We start from the raw sequence: 19,342 nt of genomic DNA on the forward strand, positions 1-19,342 counted from the left end.
GTCGTCGCTAGCGACTACTACTGATTCAGTAGCAGTCCGCCGAGGAGGAGCCATGGGCACCATCAGCATCGTCGAGAACGTCAGCCTGGACGGCGTCGTGCAGGCGCCCGGCAGTCCGGACGAGGACACCCGCGGCGGGTTCTCCCGCGGCGGCTGGTTCGCGCCCTATCCCGACGCCGTGCTCGGTGAGGTGATGGGCCGTGGGATGGCCGGCGAGGGCGCCATGCTCTTCGGCCGGCGCACCTTCGAGTCCATGCAGGCGGCGTGGGCGGGCACCACGGACAACCCGTTCGGCCCGGTGCTCGACGCCAAGCAGAAGTACGTCGTCACGCGCGACCCGGGCTGGTCCCCCACCTGGGCCAACACCACGGTGCTCGCCGGCGACGCCGCCGCCACGGTCGCCGAGCTAAAGGCCGCCGTCGACGTCGACCTCACGGTGCTCGGCAGCCCGGACCTGCTGGCCACCCTGCTCCCGGCGGGACTGGTCGACGACGCGTGGCTCGCCGTCGCGCCGGTGGTCCTGGGCAGCGGCCGGACCCTCTTCCCCGCCGGCGCGCACCTGCGCTGGGAATTGGTCGAGGCGGTGCCCACGACCACCGGCGTGGTCCTGACCCACTACCGGGCCACGCACTGAGCCCTTCCCCGCCGGCCGGGACCGTGGTGCGCTGACCGGCATGCCTCCCACGCTCTACGAGTGGGCCGGGGGTGCTGCGGCCTTCCGGCGCCTGATCGACGCCTTCTACGACCGGGTCGAGCGCGACGACCTGCTCGGCCCCCTGTTCCCCGGCGGCGTCACCGAGTCGCACCGCGCGCACGTCACCGCGTGGTGGTGCGAGGTGTTCGGCGGGCCGGCGCGCTACACCGAGGAGCTCGGCGGCTACGAGCGGATGATCGCTCACCACCGCCGGCTGGGCCTGGTGCCCGAGCAGCGCTTCCGCTTCGCCACGCTCATGAGCCGTGCCGCCGACGACGCCGGCCTGCCCGACGACCCCGAGTTCCGCGCGGCCTTCGTCGGCTACGTCGAGTGGGGCACCCGCCTGGCCCTGGCCAACTCCCAGCCGGGGGCCGCCGTCGCCGAGCACGCCCCCGTGCCGCGGTGGGGCTGGGGGGTGGCCCCGCCGTACCAGCCGGGCTGAGCCGGCCCGCTCAGGCGGCCGCGGGTACCGGGTCGGCGCCGCCGGCCGCGCCCGGACGGCACCGCACGAGCCGGCGCAGGGTCAGCCACGTGCCGCGCCGGGCGCCGTGGCGCTCGAGCGCCTCGACGGCGTAGGCCGAGCAGGTGGGGGTGAACGAGCAGCACGGCGGCCGCCGCGGGCTGACCTCGCGCTGGTAGATCCGCACGGCGGCGACCAGGCGCTCGGCGGCGCGGGACCCCTGCGGCCCCGTGCCGGCGCGGTGCACGTGCCGCACCGTCGTGGGCACCAGGAACAACCCGTCGACGCTGCAGCCGATGGCGTTGGCCAGGCAGCAGCCGGTGTTGAGGAACAGCAGGTCGCGCAGGCACGAGCCGTCCCGGCGGTAGCCGTGTCGGCGCGGCGGTCCGTAGGCGCGGCCGTACCCGGGGCCGTAGCGGGGGCCGTAGCGGGGCCCGTACCCGTAGCCGCGCGGCGGGCCGTACCGCCGGCGCCGGCGCGGGCGCCAGTTGCTGCTCCAGATGAAGACCATCCGCCGATCCTGCGGGCCGACCGCGTCCCGCGCAGACCGGGACGATGGGCCGGTGACGTCCTCGCTGCCCGCCGCGCTCGCCGCCGGCCCCGTCGTGCTCGACGGCGGCCTGTCCACCGAGCTGGAGGCGCGCGGGCACGACGTCGCCTCGGCGCTGTGGTCGGCGCGGCTGCTGCGCGACGACCCGGGCGCCGTCGTCGCGGCCCACGCCGCCTTCGCCGCCGCGGGCGCCCGGGTGGCGACGACGGTCAGCTACCAGGCGACCGTCGAGGGCTTCGCCTCCGTGGGCGTGGGCCGGGACGAGGCGCTGGAGCTGGTCGCCCGTTCGGTGCGCCTGGCCCGGGAAGGCGCGCCGGGGTCCTGGGTGGCGGGGTCGGTCGGCCCGTACGGCGCCGCGCTGGCCGACGGCTCGGAGTACACCGGCGCGTACGTGGCCGAGGTCGGCGTCGACGCGCTGCGGGCCTTCCACCGGCCGCGGATGGCGGCACTGGCCGAGGCCGGGGCCGACGTGCTCGCCTGCGAGACGCTGCCGGCCGCCGCCGAGGTCGAGGCGGTGCTGGCCGAGGCGACGACGCCGGGCGTGCCGGTGTGGCTCTCGCTCACCACGGTGGTCGACGGCGACGGCGTGGCGCGCACCCGGCGCGGCGAGCCGGCGGCCGAGGTGTTCGCGATGGCCCGGGGCGTGGCGGAGGTGGTCGCCGTCGGTGTGAACTGCACCGACCCGGCCGGGGTGCTGCCGGCGCTGGAGGCCGCGTCGGCCGCCGGGGTGCCGCTGGTGGCCTATCCGAACAGCGGCGAGGCCTGGGACGCCGGGGCGCGGCGCTGGACCGGCACCGGGGAGGTCCCCGCCGAGGACGCCGCGGCGTGGGTCGCCGCCGGCGCCCGGCTGGTCGGCGGCTGCTGCCGGGTCGGCCCGGCCGGCATCGCCGCGCTGGCGGGGGCCATCGGCAGCTGAGGGTCGCTGCCGGCGCTCCCCGGCCGCGTCCCGTGGTGCCCGACCTCGCGCTGCAGGGTGAGGTCGGGCACCACGGGACGCGGTCCGTCGTCAGAGGATGGGGTTGCCGCCGGTCACCGCGACCCGGGCGCCCGAGACGTAGGACGCCTCGTCGCTGGCGAGCAGCACGTACACCGGCGCCAACTCGGCCGGCTGCGCCGCACGCCCCATGGGCACCTGCTCGCCGAAGCTGGCCACCTTCTCCTCGGGCATGGTCGCGGGGATCAGCGGCGTCCACACCGGCCCGGGCGCCACGCTGTTGGCCCGGATGCCCTTGTCCGCGTACATCTGCGCGAGGCTGGCGGTGAAGTTGGCGATGCCGGCCTTGGTCATCGCGTACGGCGCCAGGCTGGGGCTCGGCATGTCGGAGTTCACCGACGACGAGTTGATGATCGACCCGCCCGAGGGCATGTGCGGGACGGCGTCCTTGCAGAGGACGAACATCGCCGTGAGGTTGGTGGCGACCGTGTGGTCCCACTCCTCGTCCGGGACCTCCTCCAGCGTGTCGTGCGACATCTGGAACGCGGCGTTGTTCACCAGGACGTCGACCCGGCCGAACTCCTCGACGGCCTTCGGGATGATCGTCTTGGCGTGCGCGCGGTCGGAGAGGTCACCGGCCACCAGCACGCACTTGCGGCCGGCCTCGCGCACGTACTTCGCGGTGTCCTCGGCGTCCTCGTGCTCGTTGAGGTACGAGATCAGGACGTCGGCACCCTCACGGGCGAAGGCAATGGCGACCGCACGGCCGATGCCGCTGTCGCCGCCGGTGATGACGGCGGCCTTGCCGGTGAGCTTGCCCGACCCCTGGTAGCTCTCCTCACCGTGGTCGGGCTTCGGGTCCATCTCGCCCAGCGTCCCGGGCGGGGTCTGCTGCTGCTCGGGCTGGGACTCGGGACGGGGTGACGACACGGGGCTCTCCTCGGTGCGCTGGGCGGACGGCGCACGACGGCGGGGGTCGTCTCCCCCCACGTCGCGTCGCCGTCCCGCCTACCCGCGCACCCCGATCCGAACCCGTGGCGCCGGGCAGCGTCAGGCCGCGCGGGCCACCTGCACCGGCGCGGCCGAGGGCAGCTCCCAGCGCATCTCCAGGTGCCGGCGACCGTCCCGGCCGACGACGGGGATCCAGCGGACCAACGGTCGTTCCTCTACGCGCATGCTTCCATCCACCTCTCGTTCACTCGTTGTTCACCTTCTTACCTGATCGGCAGCAGGTATGCGGGGACGCAGCAGTCGTTGCCGTCTCGTGACCGAGGGCGGTCCGCGGGAAGACCGGCGCCGTCGGGCACGCTGGTGCCCACGATGACGACCTCCACGACGACAGGGACCGCGCCACTCCCCCTGCTCGACGACCCCGGCGACCTCACCGCCCTCCGGGCGCGCGGCAGCGACCCCGACGACCTGTTCGCCTCCTTCGCCGCCTGGGCGGCCGACGGCGGCACGCCGCTGTACCCGCACCAGGAGGAGGGGCTGATCGAACTGGTCAGCGGGGCCAACGTGGTCCTCGCGACGCCGACCGGTTCGGGCAAGTCGCTGGTGGCCACCGGCGCGCAGTACGCCGCGCTGGCCGCCGGGCGGCGCAGCTACTACACGGCGCCGATCAAGGCCCTCGTCAGCGAGAAGTTCTTCGCCCTGTGCGGGGTCTTCGGCGCGGCCAACGTGGGCATGCTGACCGGGGACGCGAGCGTCAACGCCGGCGCGCCGGTCATCGCCTGCACCGCCGAGATCCTCGCCAACGTGGCGCTGCGCGAGGGCGCCGACGCCGACATCGGTCTGGTCGTCATGGACGAGTTCCACTTCTACGGCGACCCCGACCGCGGCTGGGCCTGGCAGGTGCCGCTGCTGGAGCTCCCCCGGGCCCAGTTCCTGCTGATGAGCGCCACCCTGGGCAACACCGACCGGTTGCGCGAGGACCTCACCCGCCGCACCGGCCGGCCGACGGCACTGGTGGCCGGTGCCGAGCGCCCCGTCCCGCTGCACCACTACTACGCGACGACGCCGGCGCACGAGACCATCCAGGAACTGCTCGACACACGGCAGGCGCCGGTCTACGTCGTGCACTTCACCCAGGCCCAGGCGCTCGAGCGGGCGCAGGCGCTGATGAGCGTCAACGTGTGCAGCAAGGAGGAGAAGGCCGCGATCGCCGAGGCCATCGGCGGGTTCCGGTTCACCTCGGCGTTCGGGGCGACGCTGTCGCGGCTGGTGCGCCACGGCATCGGCGTCCACCACGCCGGGATGCTCCCCAAGTACCGGCGGCTGGTGGAGCAGCTCGCCCAGGCCGGCCTGCTGAAGGTCATCTGCGGCACCGACACCCTCGGCGTCGGCATCAACGTCCCGATCCGCACCGTCGTGTTCTCCGCGCTGTCGAAGTACGACGGCACCCGCACCCGGCTGCTCAACGCCCGCGAGTTCCACCAGATCGCCGGGCGCGCGGGGCGCGCGGGCTACGACACCGCGGGCACCGTCGTCGTCCAGGCGCCGGAGCACGAGGTCGAGAACCTGCGGCAGTTCGCCAAGGTCGCCGACGACCCGAAGAAGCGCCGCAAGCTCGTGCGCAGGAAGGTGCCCGAGGGGATGGTGCCGTGGTCGCAGGCGACCATGGACCGCCTGGTCGCCGCCGAGCCCGAGCAGCTCTCCAGCCACATGCGGGTGACGACGGCGATGCTGCTCGACGTCGTCGACCGGCCCGGCGACCCGGTGGCGGCGCTGCGGCACCTGCTCACGGACAACCACGAGCCGCGCCAGCGGCAGCTGAGGCTCATCCGCGAGGCGGTCGGCATCGCCCGCTCGCTGCTGCAGGCCGGGGTGCTCGAGCGGCTGCCGGAGCCCGAGCCCGACGGCCGCCGGCACCGGCTGACGGTCGACCTGCCGCCGGACTTCGCCCTCAACCAGCCGCTGTCGACCTTCGCGCTGGCCGCGATCGAGCTGCTCGACCCGGCGTCGGACACCTTCGCCCTCGACGTCGTCAGCGTCGTGGAGGCCACCCTCGACGACCCCCGGCAGATCCTGGCCGCGCAGCTGAACAAGGCCCGCGGCGAGGCCGTGGCGCAGATGAAGGCCGAGGGCATCGAGTACGACGAGCGGATCGAGCTGCTCGAGGACGTCACCTACCCCAAGCCGCTCGAGGAGCTGCTGGAGCACGCCTTCGAGGTCTACGTGCGCAGCAACCCGTGGGCCGCCGACGCGCACCCCTCGCCGAAGTCCGTCGTCCGCGAGACGTGGGAGCGGGCGATGACGTTCAAGGAGCTGGTCGGCACCTACGGCCTGACGCGTGCCGAGGGCGCGGTGCTGCGCTACCTGTCCGACGCGGTCAAGGCGCTGCGGTCGGGGGTACCGGCGGCGGCGCGCACCGAGGAGGTCACCGACGTCGTCGAGTGGCTCGGCGAGCTCGTGCGGCAGGTGGACTCCAGCCTGCTCGACGAGTGGGAGCAGCTGACCAGCCCGGACTCACCGCTGGACGTGCCGGTCGCCGTCCCGGCCCGGGCGCGGCCGCTCACCGGCAACGAGCGGGCGTTCACCGCGATGGTCCGCAACGCCCTCTTCGCCCGCGTGCAGCTGTGGTCGCGGCGCCGCTGGTACGACCTCGGCGAGCTCGACGCCGGCTCCGGCTGGGACGCCGAGCGGTGGGGCGAGGTGGTCCGCGGCTACTTCGCCGACCACGACGAGGTGCGCACCGGCGCCGACGCCCGCGGCCCGGCCCTGCTCGTGTGGGACAGGGAGACGCCCGGCGTGTGGCGGGTGCGGCAGATCGTCGACGACCCCGCCGGCGACCACGACTGGGGCATCGACGCCGAGGTCGACCTCGCCGCCTCCGACGAGGCCGGGGAGCTGGTCCTGCGCGTCGTCGACGCCGGCCGCCGGGACTGACGGTGGGAGCACCGCACGACGGGGGGACCGCAGGCGGCCGGGGTGGACCCGTCGCGGGGGGCCGGAGGCCCTCCCGGCGGGGACACGGGGAGCGGCTCGGCGCGGCCAGAGGGACGGCAGGCGGCCGGAGTGGACCCGTCGCGGGGGGCCGGAGGCTCTCCCGGCGGGGACACGGGAAGCGGCTCAGCGCGGCCTGGGGACGGCACCTGGCCGCGGTGTCGGCCGGTAGGCCGACAGTGTGGTTGCACGTATGACCGTCGCCGAGGTGCTCGCGGTGCTCGCGGCGGGGTTCGCCGCGGGGGCGATCAACGCCGTCGTCGGGTCGGGGACGCTGGTGACCTTCCCGGTGCTGCTGGCCACCGGGCTGCCGCCGGTGACCGCGAGCGTGTCCAACACGCTGGGCCTGGTCCCGGGCAACGTCAGCGGCGCGGTGGGCTACCGCCGCGAGCTGGCCGGGCAGCGCGGCCTGGTGCTGCGGCTGCTGCCGGCCTCGGCGCTGGGCGCGCTGACCGGCGCGGTCCTGCTGCTGACCCTCCCCGCCGCGGCGTTCGAGGCCGTGGTCCCCGTGCTGGTGGGACTGGCGGTCGTGCTCGTCGCCGTACAGCCACTGCTGACCCGGCGGCTGGCCGCCCGGCACGCCGAGCCGGGCACGACCCCGCGCGGCTGGCGGCTGGCGGGCCTGGTGGCGGGCGCCTACGCGACCGGCAGCTACGGCGGCTACTTCGCCGCCAGCCAGGGGGTGCTGCAGGTGGGGGTGTTCGGGCTGCTGCTGGCCGAGCCGCTGCAGCGCCTCAACGCGCTGAAGAACGTGCTCAGCGCCGCGGTGAACGCCGTCGCGGCGGTGGCCTACGTCGTCGTCGCCACCGACCGGGTCGACTGGGCCGCCGCCGGGCTGGTCGCCGGCGGTTCGGTGGTGGGCGGCGTGGTGGGCGCCCGCTACGGGCGCCGGCTGCCCGCGACGGCCCTGCGGACGGCGATCGTCGTGCTGGGCTGCGTGGCCATCGGCGTGCTGGTGACGCGGTGAGCGTCGTCGAGTGGCTGCTGCTGGTGCTCGCCGGGGTCGGCGCCGGCCTGACGGGCAGCATCGCCGGGCTGGCCTCACTGGTGAGCTACCCGGCGCTGCTGGCGACCGGGCTGCCGCCGGTGACCGCGAACGTCACCAACACCGTCGCACTGGTGCTCACCAGCGTCGGGTCGGTGAGCGCGTCGCGGCCCGAACTGGCCGGGCAGGGCCGGCGGCTGGTGCCGCTGGCCCTCGCCGGGGTCCTCGGCGGGGCGGGGGGCGCGGCGCTCCTCCTGGTCACCCCGGCCGAGGCGTTCGAGCGGCTAGTGCCGGTGCTCATCGGCGCCGCGGCGGTGGCCATCCTGCTGCAGCGGCCGCCGCGGGAGCTCGCCGCCGAGGGCCGCCGGGCGCACGGGCCCCGGGACCCGTGGTGGCTGGTCGCCGCCACCGGCGCGGTCGCCGTCTACGGCGGGTACTTCGGCGCCGCGGCCGGCGTCCTGCTGCTCGCGCTGGTGCTGCTGGGCACCGGCGAGGGGCTGCCGCGCAGCAACGCGGTGAAGAACGTCGTCCTCGGGTCGGCCAACGCGGTGGCCGCGCTCGGGTTCGTGCTGCTGTCGCCGGTGGCCTGGAGTGCGGCCCTCCCGCTGGCGCTGGGCTGCCTCGTCGGCGGCCGGCTGGGCCCGCGGGTGGTGCGCCGGGTGCCGCAGACCGCGCTGCGCCGGCTGATCGCGCTGGCCGGGCTCGCGCTGGCCGCCGTCCTGGCCGTCGACGCCTACCGCTGAGGCAGCCGGAGGACCCGGTGAGGACCAGGTGAGGACCAGGTGAGGACCCCGTGTGGTGCCCGGGGCCCGGTTCCGGGCAGGCTGTGCGGGCGATCGGGGACGACAGGAGGCAGACGGTGACGGAGACGGATGCGGCAGGGCGGTTCCTCCAGGCGCTGAGCGAGCCGGCGGTGCCCGAGGAGCGCGGCCTGGAGATGGTGCCCACGCGGCTGGCCCGCGCGGCCGCGGAGGCGGTCGGCGTGGACGGCGTGGCGTTGAGCATCCACGAGGGTGCGGGACTGCGGACGCCGATCGGCGCGAGCGACCGCGTCACCTCGCACGCCGAGCAGCTGCAGTTCACCACCGGCGACGGCCCGTGCCTGCGCGCCCACGACACCGGCAGCGCGATCGTCTTCGACCTCGACGACATCAACCGCAACTGGCCCGACCTGCACACCGCGCTGCTCGGCGAGACGCCGTTCCGGGCGGTGTTCTCGGTGCCGCTCGCCCCGCCGCTCGGCCCCACCGTCATCGTCGACCTCTACGCGCGGGAACTGGCCACGCTCACCCAGGTCCCGCGCGACGACGTCGAGGCGGTCGTGCTCTGCCTGACCGAGGAGCTGGTGCGCACCTCGGGCGGGGTGTCCGCGGACGAGGGCGGGGCCCGGTGGTGGGAGTCCCCCGCCGCCCGCCGCCGCAGCCGGGTGTGGCAGGCGACGGGTCAGGCCACGGTGGCGCTCGGCCTCGACGTCGTCGACACGCTCACCGTGCTGCGCGCGCACGCCTTCGCCACCGGCCGGGTGGTCGACGACGTCGCCGAGGACATCGTCGAGGGCCGGCTGGACCCCGCCGAACTGCGCGACGAGAGCAACCGCTGAGGCGCGGCGGTCAGCGCGCGACGTAGGCGGCGAGGAAGAGCACGAAGGCGCTCGAGCCGAGCAGCAGCCGCGCCGGGGTGAGTCCGTTGATCAGCCCCGCGGTGGCCTCGACCCAGGCCGGGCGGACGGCGGCCTCCCGCGCGCCGCGGCGGACCAGCCGCACCTCGTCGGCCAGCAGCGCTCCCGCCGCGCCGAGCATGGTGAGACCGACGACGAGGAACACCAGCGCCAGGCCCTCGCTGAACGCGTCGGCCCGGTTCCGGAGCAGCAGCACGACCAGCAGCCCGGCGAGCAGGCCGACGACGGCACCGGCGACCGGCGCCCACGGGCCCATGCGGGTCAGCGGGTCGGTCCGGCGCGGCCGCACCGCCGGCGGCGCCGGCGGCCGCCCGGTGACCGGCCCGGTGGGGTGCGGGCCGTCGTCCACGACCGCCGCGGACGGTCCGCCGGGAGTGCCGCCGGGGGCAGGGGCGGCAGGGCCGGCGGGCGCCGTGCTCGCGCTGACGGCGGTCGCGCCGGTCGGTCCCGGGACCGTCACGGGGGCGGTCGGCGGCGCGGACCCGGTGGGGACGCCCGCGGTTGGTGCCGGGGCGGTGGGCGGCGCGGTCGGCGGGGCGGCGGGCGCGGGGACGACGGGCTCGGACATCACCGCCGACGCTAGGGCGCATCCCTGACAGGTCCGGGCAGGTCAGCCGGGCGCGGCGGGACCTCGGGGGACGACGCCCGGGCCGTCGCGGCGCGCGGCCACGGCCCGTCGTGCGGGCGTGACCGCGCGTCGCCGGACCCGTGCTGCCGGCCCGGCGGTCAGAGCAGCCGGCGGCTGTCGTCCGACACGACCCGCAGCCAGCGGTACCCGTATCCGTCGAGGGTGAGCTCGACCGCGCCGTCCTCGCCGATCGCCGTCGACTGGGTGACCAGCAGGTCCTCCAGCCGGTGGGAGGCGTCGCAGCCGTCGAGGGTGAGCGGCACCGTGCGGGGCTCGGGCCCGAGGTTGTGGACGGCGAGCAGCGTGCCGTCGTCCCACTCGCACACGTGCGCCAGGACCCCGGCGTGCGGCTGCTCCAGCACCCGGAACGACCCCCACCCCAGCTCCGGCGACTCCCGGTAGCGGCGGATGAGCAGCTTCACGAACGACAGCATCGAGTCCTCGTCGCGGCGCTGGTCGGCGACGTTGACGAACTCCGGCGCGAAGCCGCCGCTGACCACCGGGCCGGGCAGCCGGTCGGGATCCGCGGTGGAGAACCCGCCGTTGACGCCCGAGGTCCACTGCATCGGGGTGCGCACGGCGAGCCGGCCCTCGGCGGAGAGGTCCTCGCCCATCCCGATCTCCTCGCCGTAGAAGAGCACCGGCGTGCCGGGCAGCGAGAACAGCAGGCTGTAGACCATGCGCACCCGCCGCGGGTCGCCGTCGAGCATCGGCGGCAGCCTCCGGCGCAGACCGCGGCCGTAGACCTGCATCCGCTCCTCGGGCCCGAAGGCGGCGAAGACCTCCTTGCGCTCGTCGTCGGAGAGCTTGTCGAGGGTGAGCTCGTCGTGGTTGCGGACGAAGGTCGCCCACTGGCTGTCCGGGTCGACGAACGGCCGCTCGGTGAGCGCCTCGACCAGCGGGGCGGCGTCGGCGCGGGCCAGCGAGAGGTACATGGCCTGCATGCCGACGAAGTCGAACAGCATGGTCAGCTCGTCGCCGTCGTCGCCGCCGAAGAAGTCGCGCTGCTGGTCGTGCGGCAGGTTGACCTCGCCGAGCAGGACGCCGCTGCCGGTGCGCCGGCCGAGGAAGGACCGCAGCGCGCGCAGGTACTCGTGCGGGTCGGCGAAGCCGTCGCTGCCGGCGCCGCCCTCGGTCTCGAGGAAGAACGGGACGGCGTCGACGCGGAAGCCCGACAGCCCGAGCTGCAGCCAGAAGCCCATGATCTTGGCGACCTCGTCACGGACCCGCGGGTTGGTCACGTCGAGGTCGGGCTGCTCCTTGTAGAAGCGGTGCAGGTACCACTCCCCCGTCGGCTCGTTGAACGTCCAGGTCGAGTCCTCCTGGTCGGGGAAGACGACCTGGTCGCTGGTGTCCGGGGGCTCGTCGTCGCGCCAGACGTAGAAGTCGTGGAAGGGGTCGTCCTTGCTCCGCCGCCCCTGCTGGAACCAGGGGTGCTGGACCGAGGTGTGGTTGACGACGAGGTCGGCGATGACCCGCATGCCGCGGTCGTTGGCGGTGCGGATGAACTCCACCAGGTCGCCGTGGGTGCCCAGCCGCGGGTCGACGCCGTAGAAGTCGGTGATGTCGTAGCCGTCGTCGCGCTCGGCGGTCGGGTAGAAGGGCATCAGCCACAGGCACGTGACACCGAGGTCGGCCAGGTGCTCGATGCGCTGGGACAGCCCCTCGAAGTCACCGCACCCGTCGCCGTTCCAGTCCAGGTAGGTCTCGACGTCCAGGCAGTAGACGACCGCCGTCTTCCACCAGACGTCGGCCGTGTCGGTGATCTTCACGCAGGCGAGCCTGTCGATCGCGGCGGGCGGGGGCAACAGGACGGCGCAGGTCCGTATGGCCCCGGCGTCCGGTCGGGGTCACCGCGCGGGCGGGCGGCCCTCCGGCAGCACGCTCGGCTGCACCGGCTCGGTCTCCTGCCGGGGGCGGCGCGGCCCGCCGGGACCGTCGAGCGCGACGGCGGGCTCGGGCCGGGTCACCCCGAGCTGGGGCAGCACGTGCTCGCCGAACGCGTCGAGGAACGGCTTCTGCTCCTTGCCGACGTGGTGCAGGTAGACCTCGTCGAAGCCGAGCTCGACGTACTCCGCGAGCCAGGCGGCGTGCTGCCCGAGGTCCGAGCTGACCCGCACGGCCCCCTCGACCGCCTCCTGCGGCGTGTACCTGCTCGCCAGCTCGAAGGCCTCCGGCCCGTCGAGGTCCCAGCACAGCGGCGGCGGGAAGGTGTTGGTGAACCACTGGTCGTAGGCGATCGCCTTCGCCCGCTCCGGGTCGGGGTCCCAGCACAGGTGCACCTGGAGTACGAGCCGCCCCTGCCCGCCGGCGTCCCGGTAGGCGCCGACCAGTTCGCGCAGCGTCTCGTGCGGCTGGTTGATGGTGATGAAGCCGTCGGCCCAGTCGGCGTGCCGCCGCGCCGTCGGCACGCTCATCACCGGCCCGATGAGCGCCGGCTGCTGCTCGGGCAGCGACCAGATCCTCGCCCGCTCGACGTCGACGAGCCCGCGGTGGGTGACCTCCTCACCGGCCAGCAGGGCGCGGATGACGTCGACGCACTCCCTCAGCCGGGCGTCCCGGACGCGCTTGGGCGGCCACGGGGTGCCGGTGATGCGCTCGTTCATCACCTGCCCGCTGCCCAGCGCCATCCAGAACCGCCCGGGGAACATCGCCGCGAGCGTCGCGGCACCCTGGGCGATGACCGCCGGGTGGTAGCGCTGACCGGGGGCGTTGACCACGCCGCACGGCAGGCCGGTGGTGGCCAGCGCGGCCCCCAGCCACGACCAGGCGAACCCGGAGTGCCCCTGCGCGTGGTTCCAGGGCGCGAAGTGGTCCGAGCACATGGCCGCGGTGAAGCCGACCTCCTCCGCGTGCTGGACGGCGGCCAGCAGCTCGGCGGGGTGGACCTGCTCGTGGGAGTTGTGGAAGCCGATCACGGTCACCGGTCGTGCCTACCGCAGCGCCGCGGCCCGCGCCCGGCGGACCGGGAGGTGCCGCAACCGCTCAGGCCAGCAGGTCGGCCACCCGGGCGGGCCCGGTGGCCACGTCCAGGTGGCCGCCCCGCCCATGACCGGCGACCGGCCACCCCCGGGCCCGGGCCGCCGCCGCGTCGCCGTCGTAGGCCGGCGAGAGGTGCACGTACCGGGGCTCGGCGGTCAGCGGCGGCACGGCCACGCCGACCGACCACAGGTCCGCGGGCAGCCGGTGCCCCTCGGCGAGGACGGCGGCGCGCACCTGCTCGTCGGGCAGCAGCTCGCCCATGGCGTCGGGGCCCCACCACGTCGTCCAGTCGGCCACCCGGCCGTCGTCGGCGACGAGCGACGCCACGAGGGCGCGGACCTGCGCCGGCCACTCCGCGGGCCCGGACGCCGGCGGCAGGACCGCGTCGAGCCACACGACCCGCCGTGCGCCGCACGCCGCCGCCAGTGCGGGCAGCACGATGCCGGCCCCGGAGAACCCGAGGACGACGTCGGCCGGGTCGACGGCGGCAGCCCACCGCCGGTCCCATCCGGCCGCGGACGGGCCGGCGGACGCCGGGTCCTGGACCAGACTGCGGAGGTCGGGGACGGCGACCTCCGCGCCGCGCCGGCGCAGCTCGCCGGCCAGCGGCCCGAGGACGGCGGGCCCGAGCAGGGGCGGGTGCACCAGCGCCCAGCGGTCGGCCACGGGGGTCAGTCTGCCGCCCGCAGCGCGGCGGTCCACCACTCGACGGCCGGCACCGACGGCTCGAACGGCGGCCAGCCGTTGAGGACGCCGAGCAGCTGCCAGTACCGCTCGACGCGGGCGTCGGTGAAGGTGGCGAGCCGCTCGGCCAGCGCGGCGCGGCGGCCCGGCGCGGTCCCCCGGCCGTCGTCGAGCAGCTCAGCCACCAGCGCCTCCGCGGCGGGGCTGCCCGGCTCGACGCCGTCGGCCAGCGCCTGCCGGCCGAGCGTCTGCATCCGCCCGGCGTCCAGCCCGGGGTCGGGGTCCTCCGGCGTGGCGCCGGCACCGGCCACCGCCATCTGCCGGACGCGGGCGGCGAAGGAGTCGTCGGCGACGAGCCGGGCGAGCTCCAGCCAGGCGGCGACCTGCTCCGCGGTGGGCTCGTCGGCCAGCTCGGCCGGCAGCGACCGCATGGGGGCGGCCAGGCCGGCGCCGGGCGCGTCGGCGGGCAGGCCGGCGAACGCGCGGTCGACGAACTCGTCGATGACCTGCTGCCGCTCGCGGGCGGACAGCGCGGCGAGGTCGGACACGATCCTCATCCCCTCGGTCGTGGTCCCGGCGCGGGCGACGGCCCGCAGCAGGGTGCGGCGCAGCCGCAGCAGCCGGATCTCCGCGTCGAGCGCGTGCACGTGCTCGGCGGCGACCTCGGCCACGCTCCGGCGGGCGGTGAGCAGTTCCCGGACGGCGGGCAGTCCGAGCCCCAGTCCGCGCAGCGTGCGGACCAGGTCCAGGCGGGCGACGGCGCGGGCGTCGTAGAGCCGGTAGCCGCCCGGCGAGCGGACCGGTGGGTCGACCAGTCCCTCGTCGGTCCAGAACCGGACGGTGCGCACCGGCACGCCCAGCCGGGCGGCCACGGCGCCGATGGCCAGCCGCGCGTCCCCGCCGTCCATGCCGCGACCCTGCACCCTCCAGCGGGTGGAGGGTCAACCGACAGAGACCGGCACCACGTCCGTCCTGCGCTGCGATCACCCCGGTCGCACCCGAGGATCGAGGGGTGACACGCACCAGCAGCACCGACCGCTGGGGCATCGACGCCACCTGGCTCGACGCCCTCGACGAGGAACACGAGGTCGCGCAGGCCACCATCGAGCGCCTGCGGGAGGTGATCGGCGAGCCGCCCGAGGACCTCGAGCACCGGGCGCCCATCGTCGCCCGTCCCGGCGACGTCCTGGAGGTCGACGAGGCCGAGGTGACCCTCGAGGACGGGTCCACCCGGCACGTCGACGGGGAGCTGCCGGCCGACTTCCCCCTCGGCTACCACTGGCTGCAGGAGCCCGGCGGGCCGCGGCGCCGGCTGGTCGTCTCCCCCGGCCGGTGCTGGCTGCCCGAGGACCGGGCCTGGGGCTGGGCGGTGCAGCTCTACGCGACCCGCAGCCGCGGCAGCTGGGGCATCGGCGACCTCGCCGACCTGCGCGCCGTCCGCGAGATGGCCGCCGGCCAGGGCGCCGGCTTCGTCCTCATCAACCCGCTGCACGCCGTCGCGCCGACGCCGCAGCAGGAGGCCAGCCCCTACCTCCCGGCCACCCGCCGCTTCCGCAACCCGGTGTACCTGCGGGTCGAGGAGGTGCCCGGCGCCGACCGGGTGGACCTCGACGGCGAGGCCGGCCGCGCGCTGTCCGACGGCGAGCTCATCGACCGCGACGCGACCTGGGCCCGCAAGCGCGAGGTGCTGCGCCGGGTCTTCGACGCCACCGGCCGCGACGACGCCGCCTTCCCCGACTGGTGGTGGCACCAGGGGCAGAAGCTGCAGGACTGGGCCACGTGGTGCGCGCTGGCCGACGTCCACGGCCCGGACTGGCACACCTGGCCCGAGGAGCTGCGCGACCCGCGCAGCGACGCGGTGGGCTCGTTCGTCGCCGAGCACGAGCGCGACGTCGCCTTCCACGCCTGGCTGCAGTGGTGCCTGTCGCTGCAGCTGGAGCGCGCCACCGAGGGCATGACCGTCATCCAGGACCTGCCGATCGGCGTGGCCGGCGGCGGCGCCGACGCGTGGACCTGGCAGGGCGTGCTGGCGCAGGGCGCGACCGTGGGTGCGCCGCCGGACGAGTTCAACGCCCAGGGCCAGGACTGGGGCTCCCCGCCGCTGGTGCCCTGGCGGCTGCAGGAGGGGGACTACGAGCCGTTCGTCGAGTCGATCCGCGCCACCATGGCCGGCGCCGGCGGCCTGCGCATCGACCACGTGATGGGCCTGTTCCGGCTGTGGTGGGTGCCCTCCGGCGGCAGTGCCGCCGACGGCGCCTACGTCCGCTATCCGGCCGAGGACCTGCTGGACATCGTCGCGCTGGAGAGCCACCGCGCGCAGGCCGTCGTCGTCGGGGAGGACCTCGGCACGGTGGAGGACGGCGTCCGGGAGGCCCTGGCCGAGCACGGCATCCTGTCCTACCGCCTGCTGTGGTTCGAGGACGACGACCCCGCCGAGTGGCCCGAGGAGGCGATGGCCGCCATCACCACCCACGACCTGCCGACGGTGGCCGGGCTGTGGAGCGGCGCCGACCTCGAGGAGCAGCGCGAGTACGGGACCGGCACCGACGAGGAGCTCGAGCGCGGCCGGTCGTCGCTGCTCGAGCGCCTGCCCGGGCTGAAGAAGAAGGCGAAGACGGAGAAGGCGGTGGAGCGGGCGCACGAGCTGCTGGCGCGGGCTCCGTCGCTGCTGCTGTCGGCCACCCTGGACGACGCGCTCGCCGAGCGGCGCCGGCCCAACGTGCCCGGCACCACCGACCGGCCCAACTGGTCGCTGCCCCTGCCGGTGCTCGTCGAGGACCTGCCGTCGCACCCGCTGCTGCAGGCGGTCGCGCGCACCCTCGCGGAGGGCGTCGCGGCGACGACGGACCCCGAGGAGGACGCGATCGGCGAGCAGGCCGGCGGGGAGGCCCGCGCCGACTAGCCGGCCCCCGACACGCGTCCGGCGCGGCACCCCGAGGGGTGCCGCGCCGGACGCGTCCTCAGGTGCGGGTCATGACTCGGCGCCGTCCTGCTCGCGGCTGCCGGCGCCGCGGCCCTGGTCCAGGGCGTCGGTGCCCGGACCGCCGACGAGCCGGTCGTCGCCGTTGCCACCGGTGAGCGTGTCGGTGCCGAAGCCGCCGAGCAGCACGTCGTTGCCGTTCTCCCCGGCGAGAGTGTCGTCCCCGGCACCGCCGCAGACGACGTCGTCGCCGTTGCCCCCGGTGATGGTGTCGTCGCCACCGAGACCCATGATCACGTCGACGCCGTTGGTGCCGCGGAGGACGTCGTCGCCCGCGGTGCCGCGGATCGTCGGCACGAGACCGCTGCACCGCTCGTCGAGGTCGATCCCGACGACCAGCAGGTCGTGGTCGCTGGACCGGTAGGGGTCCGGCGCGTACAGGTCGTCCGCACCGCTGTACTGGTAAGCGAAGGACTCCACCGAGTTGATGTTCCAGTGCGCGACGTCGGTGATCTTGCCCGTCAGCTCCTCCGTGGCCAGCGCGTGGTCCAGCGAGCCGGACAGGGCGTCGAACACGTAGCTGTAGCGGCCCTCGTCGAACTCCGCGCCCAGGTCGGTGAAGCCGGCGTGGCGCAGCGTCTCGATCGGGTCCTCCTGGGTGTAGGCGTTCAGGTCACCCATGAGCAGGACGTCGGGGTCGCCGGTGCGCTGCTCGATGGCTGCCGCGAAGGCCGCGAGGGAGGCCGCCTGGCGGACGCGGTCACCGTTCCACTCGCCCTGGCCGTCGCCGTCGTCGACGTTGTCGCCGGTCGGCGAGCCGGGGCTCTTGGACTTGAAGTGGTTGGCGATGACGGTGAACGCGTCGCCGTCCTCGACGAAGGTCTGCGCCTGCGGCTCGCGGGCGTTGTACCAGACCGCCTCGTCGACGAGGCCGACCGGAGCACCGACCGGCTGGACGACGTCGTTGCGGTAGATGATCCCGTTGCGGATCACGTCCCGGTCGACGCCGTAGAGCTCCTGCGGCAGGGGCACGTAGCTCCACACGGCGCCGCCCTCGGCCGCGTTCAGCCGGCCCACCAGGTCGGCGAGCGCGGCGTCGGCGTTGCCCGGGGTGTAGCCGGTGGAGTCGGTGTCCTCGATCTCCAGGAGGGCGACCACGTCGGCGTCCAGCGCCGTGATGGCCGCGACCTCCTTGGCCGCCTGCTGCCCGAACTCCGCGTCGGTGGTGGCGCCGCGGGCGTCCGGACCGGTGCGGGTCAGGAAGTAGTTGAGCACGTTGAACGTGGCGAGCTGGACGTCGCCGCCCACCGGGTCCGGCGCCGCGGTGCGCGTGTCCTGGGGCGCGAAGACGCCGTCCGCGGTGCCGTCGGCCGGCTGCAGCCGGTAGGCGCCGAACCCGAAGCCGAGGACCACCGGCTCGGTGAACTGCAGCACGTCGCCGACCCGCACCGGGGTGGCCGGGCTCAGGTACGGGCGGGTGTCGACCGTGACCCGGGCGGAGACCCCGTCGTCGAGGGTGATGCTGCGCAGCGCGTTGTCGGCGGCCACGGCGGTGGCCTCCGGGGTGCCCGGCCGGGCGACCTCGGTGGGCTGCACGAGCACGCCGCCCTCCGAGAGGGTCAGCTCGCCGAAGCTGGTGAGGTCGAAGACCTCGCTGACGGTGAGCGCGTCGGCCGGCTCGACGAGCATGCCCTCGAGCCGCTCGCGGGCGGCGTCGTCGGCGGGCAGGTCGAGGGTCGCGGCGTCGGGCAGGTCGGCCGCGGTGCCGTCGGCGCAGACGGCGACGTCGGTGCGCGAGCTGATCTGCGTCTGGCCGCTGAACTCCTGTGCCTGGCCGGTGACGGCGACGGTGTCACCGAGGTCGACCGCGACCGGGCTGAACACGAACACGCCGTCGGAGGTGGCGGCGTCGCCGTCACCGTCGGCGTCCTGCAGGTAGAACCCGGACAGGCCCGGCACGTCGCCGACGACGACGCCGCGCACGGTGACCGTCGAGCCGGCCAGCGGGGTGGCAGCGCCGGAGCCCTGCACCGCGCCGATCTCGTGCGTCGGGGTGGTGTCGCAGGCGGTGGTGGCCGGCGGCGGGGGCGGCGGCGCGACCGTGGCGTTGACCGCGCCCTGGGTGGCGGCCGCCGGGCCCGACCAGACGAGGGCATCCGCGGCGGGGTCGTAGGAGCGCGACAGCGACTGGCCGGCCGGCTCGGTGCCGGCCTCGCTGACGCCGATGTCGGTGGCGGTCAGGCCACTGGCCGGACCGCCGGTGGCGGTCAGGACGCCCTCGTAGGAGAGGAACTCCAGGACCTCGGCCCCGCGGACCAGGGCGACGCCGTCGGGCGAGCCGTTCTGGATCCCGGCAGCCGGGCCGCTCACCGTCACCACCGCCGGCGCGTCCGCCGGTGCGGTCACGGCCGGGAGCGGGAGCGTGGCGTAGGCAGCGCCGCCGCTGCCGTTGTAGAGGACGACGCTCAGGCCGGCCGAGGTGGTCCCGGCCGGCAGGTGGACCTCGACGAACTCGTCGGCGTCGGCACCGGCGTTGTCGTAGTGGATCTCGGAGATGAAGGGCGTGGTGGGCGGAGCCGCGGAGGCGGTCGCCGGGAGACCCACGACGGCGGCCGACACGGCGGCTGCGCCGAGTACGGCACGGCGCGCGAGCAGGCGCCGGGAGCCGGTTGACGAGAGCACGGAGGACCCTTCAGGCAGGGGCTGGGACGTGAGCGAGGCTAAGCACGTTCTGTGCACAGTCCACCAACGCGACGTGACGAAGATGTGGCCTCACGCCCCGGGGTGTCACCCAGATCACAGTCGGGACGGCGTGTCGCTGTGTCGACACGCCGCCATGCCGCGCCGACGTCTCGGCCGCTGCTGATCGAACACGTGTTCGGCCG

At 75.4% G+C, this 19,342-nt stretch carries 16 protein-coding genes; 8 read left to right on the top strand and 8 right to left on the bottom strand.

All coding sequences use genetic code 11. The annotated features are described in order from the left end of the window. The first annotated feature begins 52 nt into the window (after positions 1-52). Together BM414_RS12640 and BM414_RS12645 are read left to right on the top strand one after the other, a co-directional pair. Entirely contained in the window at positions 53-634 is a 582-nt protein-coding gene (locus BM414_RS12640; protein WP_093579802.1) for a dihydrofolate reductase family protein, read from the top strand. Positions 635-674: 40 nt separating this feature from the next. After that, positions 675-1,136 carry a group II truncated hemoglobin gene (locus BM414_RS12645; protein ID WP_093579803.1) on the top strand — a complete coding sequence of 154 codons (462 nt, stop codon included), beginning with the start codon at positions 675-677 and terminating at the stop codon, positions 1,134-1,136. A 10-nt stretch (positions 1,137-1,146) separates the two neighbouring features. On the opposite strand, the gene yidD is transcribed toward BM414_RS12645, so the two are convergent. After that, positions 1,147-1,665: a membrane protein insertion efficiency factor YidD gene (yidD, locus tag BM414_RS30820; protein WP_245784678.1), complete on the bottom strand. Its 519-nt coding sequence runs from the start codon at positions 1,663-1,665 to the stop codon at positions 1,147-1,149. Positions 1,666-1,717: 52 nt separating this feature from the next. Here yidD and mmuM point away from each other — a divergent pair, with 52 nt between their 5' ends. Further along, positions 1,718-2,620, top strand: a complete 903-nt coding sequence (gene mmuM, locus BM414_RS12655; protein ID WP_245784679.1) for a homocysteine S-methyltransferase — start codon at positions 1,718-1,720, stop codon at positions 2,618-2,620. Positions 2,621-2,710: 90 nt separating this feature from the next. On the opposite strand, the gene BM414_RS12660 is transcribed toward mmuM, so the two are convergent. After that, a complete protein-coding gene (locus BM414_RS12660; protein ID WP_245784680.1) occupies positions 2,711-3,568 on the bottom strand; it encodes an SDR family oxidoreductase in 858 nt (285 codons plus the stop codon). A 390-nt stretch (positions 3,569-3,958) separates the two neighbouring features. Here BM414_RS12660 and BM414_RS12665 point away from each other — a divergent pair, with 390 nt between their 5' ends. The 4 genes from BM414_RS12665 to BM414_RS12680 all read left to right on the top strand — a co-directional run bounded on the left by BM414_RS12665 (position 3,959) and on the right by BM414_RS12680 (position 9,165). Further along, entirely contained in the window at positions 3,959-6,523 is a 2,565-nt protein-coding gene (locus tag BM414_RS12665; RefSeq protein WP_093579805.1) for a DEAD/DEAH box helicase, read from the top strand. A gap of 250 nt (positions 6,524-6,773) precedes the next feature. Further along, a complete protein-coding gene (locus tag BM414_RS12670; RefSeq protein ID WP_093579806.1) occupies positions 6,774-7,547 on the top strand; it encodes a sulfite exporter TauE/SafE family protein in 774 nt (257 codons plus the stop codon). After that, on the top strand, positions 7,544-8,308 hold the full coding sequence (locus tag BM414_RS12675) for a sulfite exporter TauE/SafE family protein (protein ID WP_093579807.1): 765 nt from the start codon (positions 7,544-7,546) through the stop codon (positions 8,306-8,308). The genes BM414_RS12670 and BM414_RS12675 overlap by 4 nt, the downstream gene beginning before the upstream one ends. 116 nt (positions 8,309-8,424) lie before the next feature. Beyond that, the gene (locus BM414_RS12680) at positions 8,425-9,165 is read left to right on the top strand and encodes a hypothetical protein (RefSeq protein ID WP_093579808.1); all 741 of its coding nucleotides are present in this window, start codon (positions 8,425-8,427) and stop codon (positions 9,163-9,165) included. 10 nt (positions 9,166-9,175) lie between these two features. Here the strand turns inward: BM414_RS12680 and BM414_RS12685 are convergent, their stop codons facing one another. The 5 genes from BM414_RS12685 to BM414_RS12705 form a co-directional block, all read right to left on the bottom strand. Next, positions 9,176-9,811 carry a hypothetical protein gene (locus BM414_RS12685; RefSeq protein ID WP_245784681.1) on the bottom strand — a complete coding sequence of 212 codons (636 nt, stop codon included), beginning with the start codon at positions 9,809-9,811 and terminating at the stop codon, positions 9,176-9,178. 158 nt (positions 9,812-9,969) lie between these two features. Beyond that, entirely contained in the window at positions 9,970-11,643 is a 1,674-nt protein-coding gene (locus BM414_RS12690; RefSeq protein ID WP_093579929.1) for an alpha-amylase family protein, read from the bottom strand. Between the two features lie 78 nt (positions 11,644-11,721). Further along, a complete protein-coding gene (locus BM414_RS12695; protein ID WP_093579809.1) occupies positions 11,722-12,795 on the bottom strand; it encodes a TIGR03885 family FMN-dependent LLM class oxidoreductase in 1,074 nt (357 codons plus the stop codon). Between the two features lie 61 nt (positions 12,796-12,856). Continuing rightward, positions 12,857-13,519 (bottom strand): hypothetical protein, encoded by a 663-nt coding sequence (locus BM414_RS12700; protein ID WP_139245834.1) that lies wholly within the window; start codon positions 13,517-13,519, stop codon positions 12,857-12,859. A 5-nt stretch (positions 13,520-13,524) separates the two neighbouring features. Further along, complete coding sequence (locus tag BM414_RS12705; RefSeq protein WP_093579811.1) at positions 13,525-14,445, bottom strand: helix-turn-helix domain-containing protein; 921 nt, start codon at positions 14,443-14,445, stop codon at positions 13,525-13,527. A 104-nt stretch (positions 14,446-14,549) separates the two neighbouring features. Here BM414_RS12705 and malQ point away from each other — a divergent pair, with 104 nt between their 5' ends. Further along, entirely contained in the window at positions 14,550-16,439 is a 1,890-nt protein-coding gene (gene malQ, locus BM414_RS12710; protein WP_093579812.1) for a 4-alpha-glucanotransferase, read from the top strand. 69 nt (positions 16,440-16,508) lie between these two features. Here the strand turns inward: malQ and BM414_RS12715 are convergent, their stop codons facing one another. Next, on the bottom strand, positions 16,509-19,139 hold the full coding sequence (locus BM414_RS12715; protein WP_245784682.1) for an ExeM/NucH family extracellular endonuclease: 2,631 nt from the start codon (positions 19,137-19,139) through the stop codon (positions 16,509-16,511). Between the last annotated feature and the right edge of the window lie 203 nt (positions 19,140-19,342).

It is taken from the genome of Geodermatophilus amargosae, from assembly GCF_900116515.1.
GTDB classification, from domain to species: Bacteria; Actinomycetota; Actinomycetes; order Mycobacteriales; family Geodermatophilaceae; genus Geodermatophilus; species Geodermatophilus amargosae.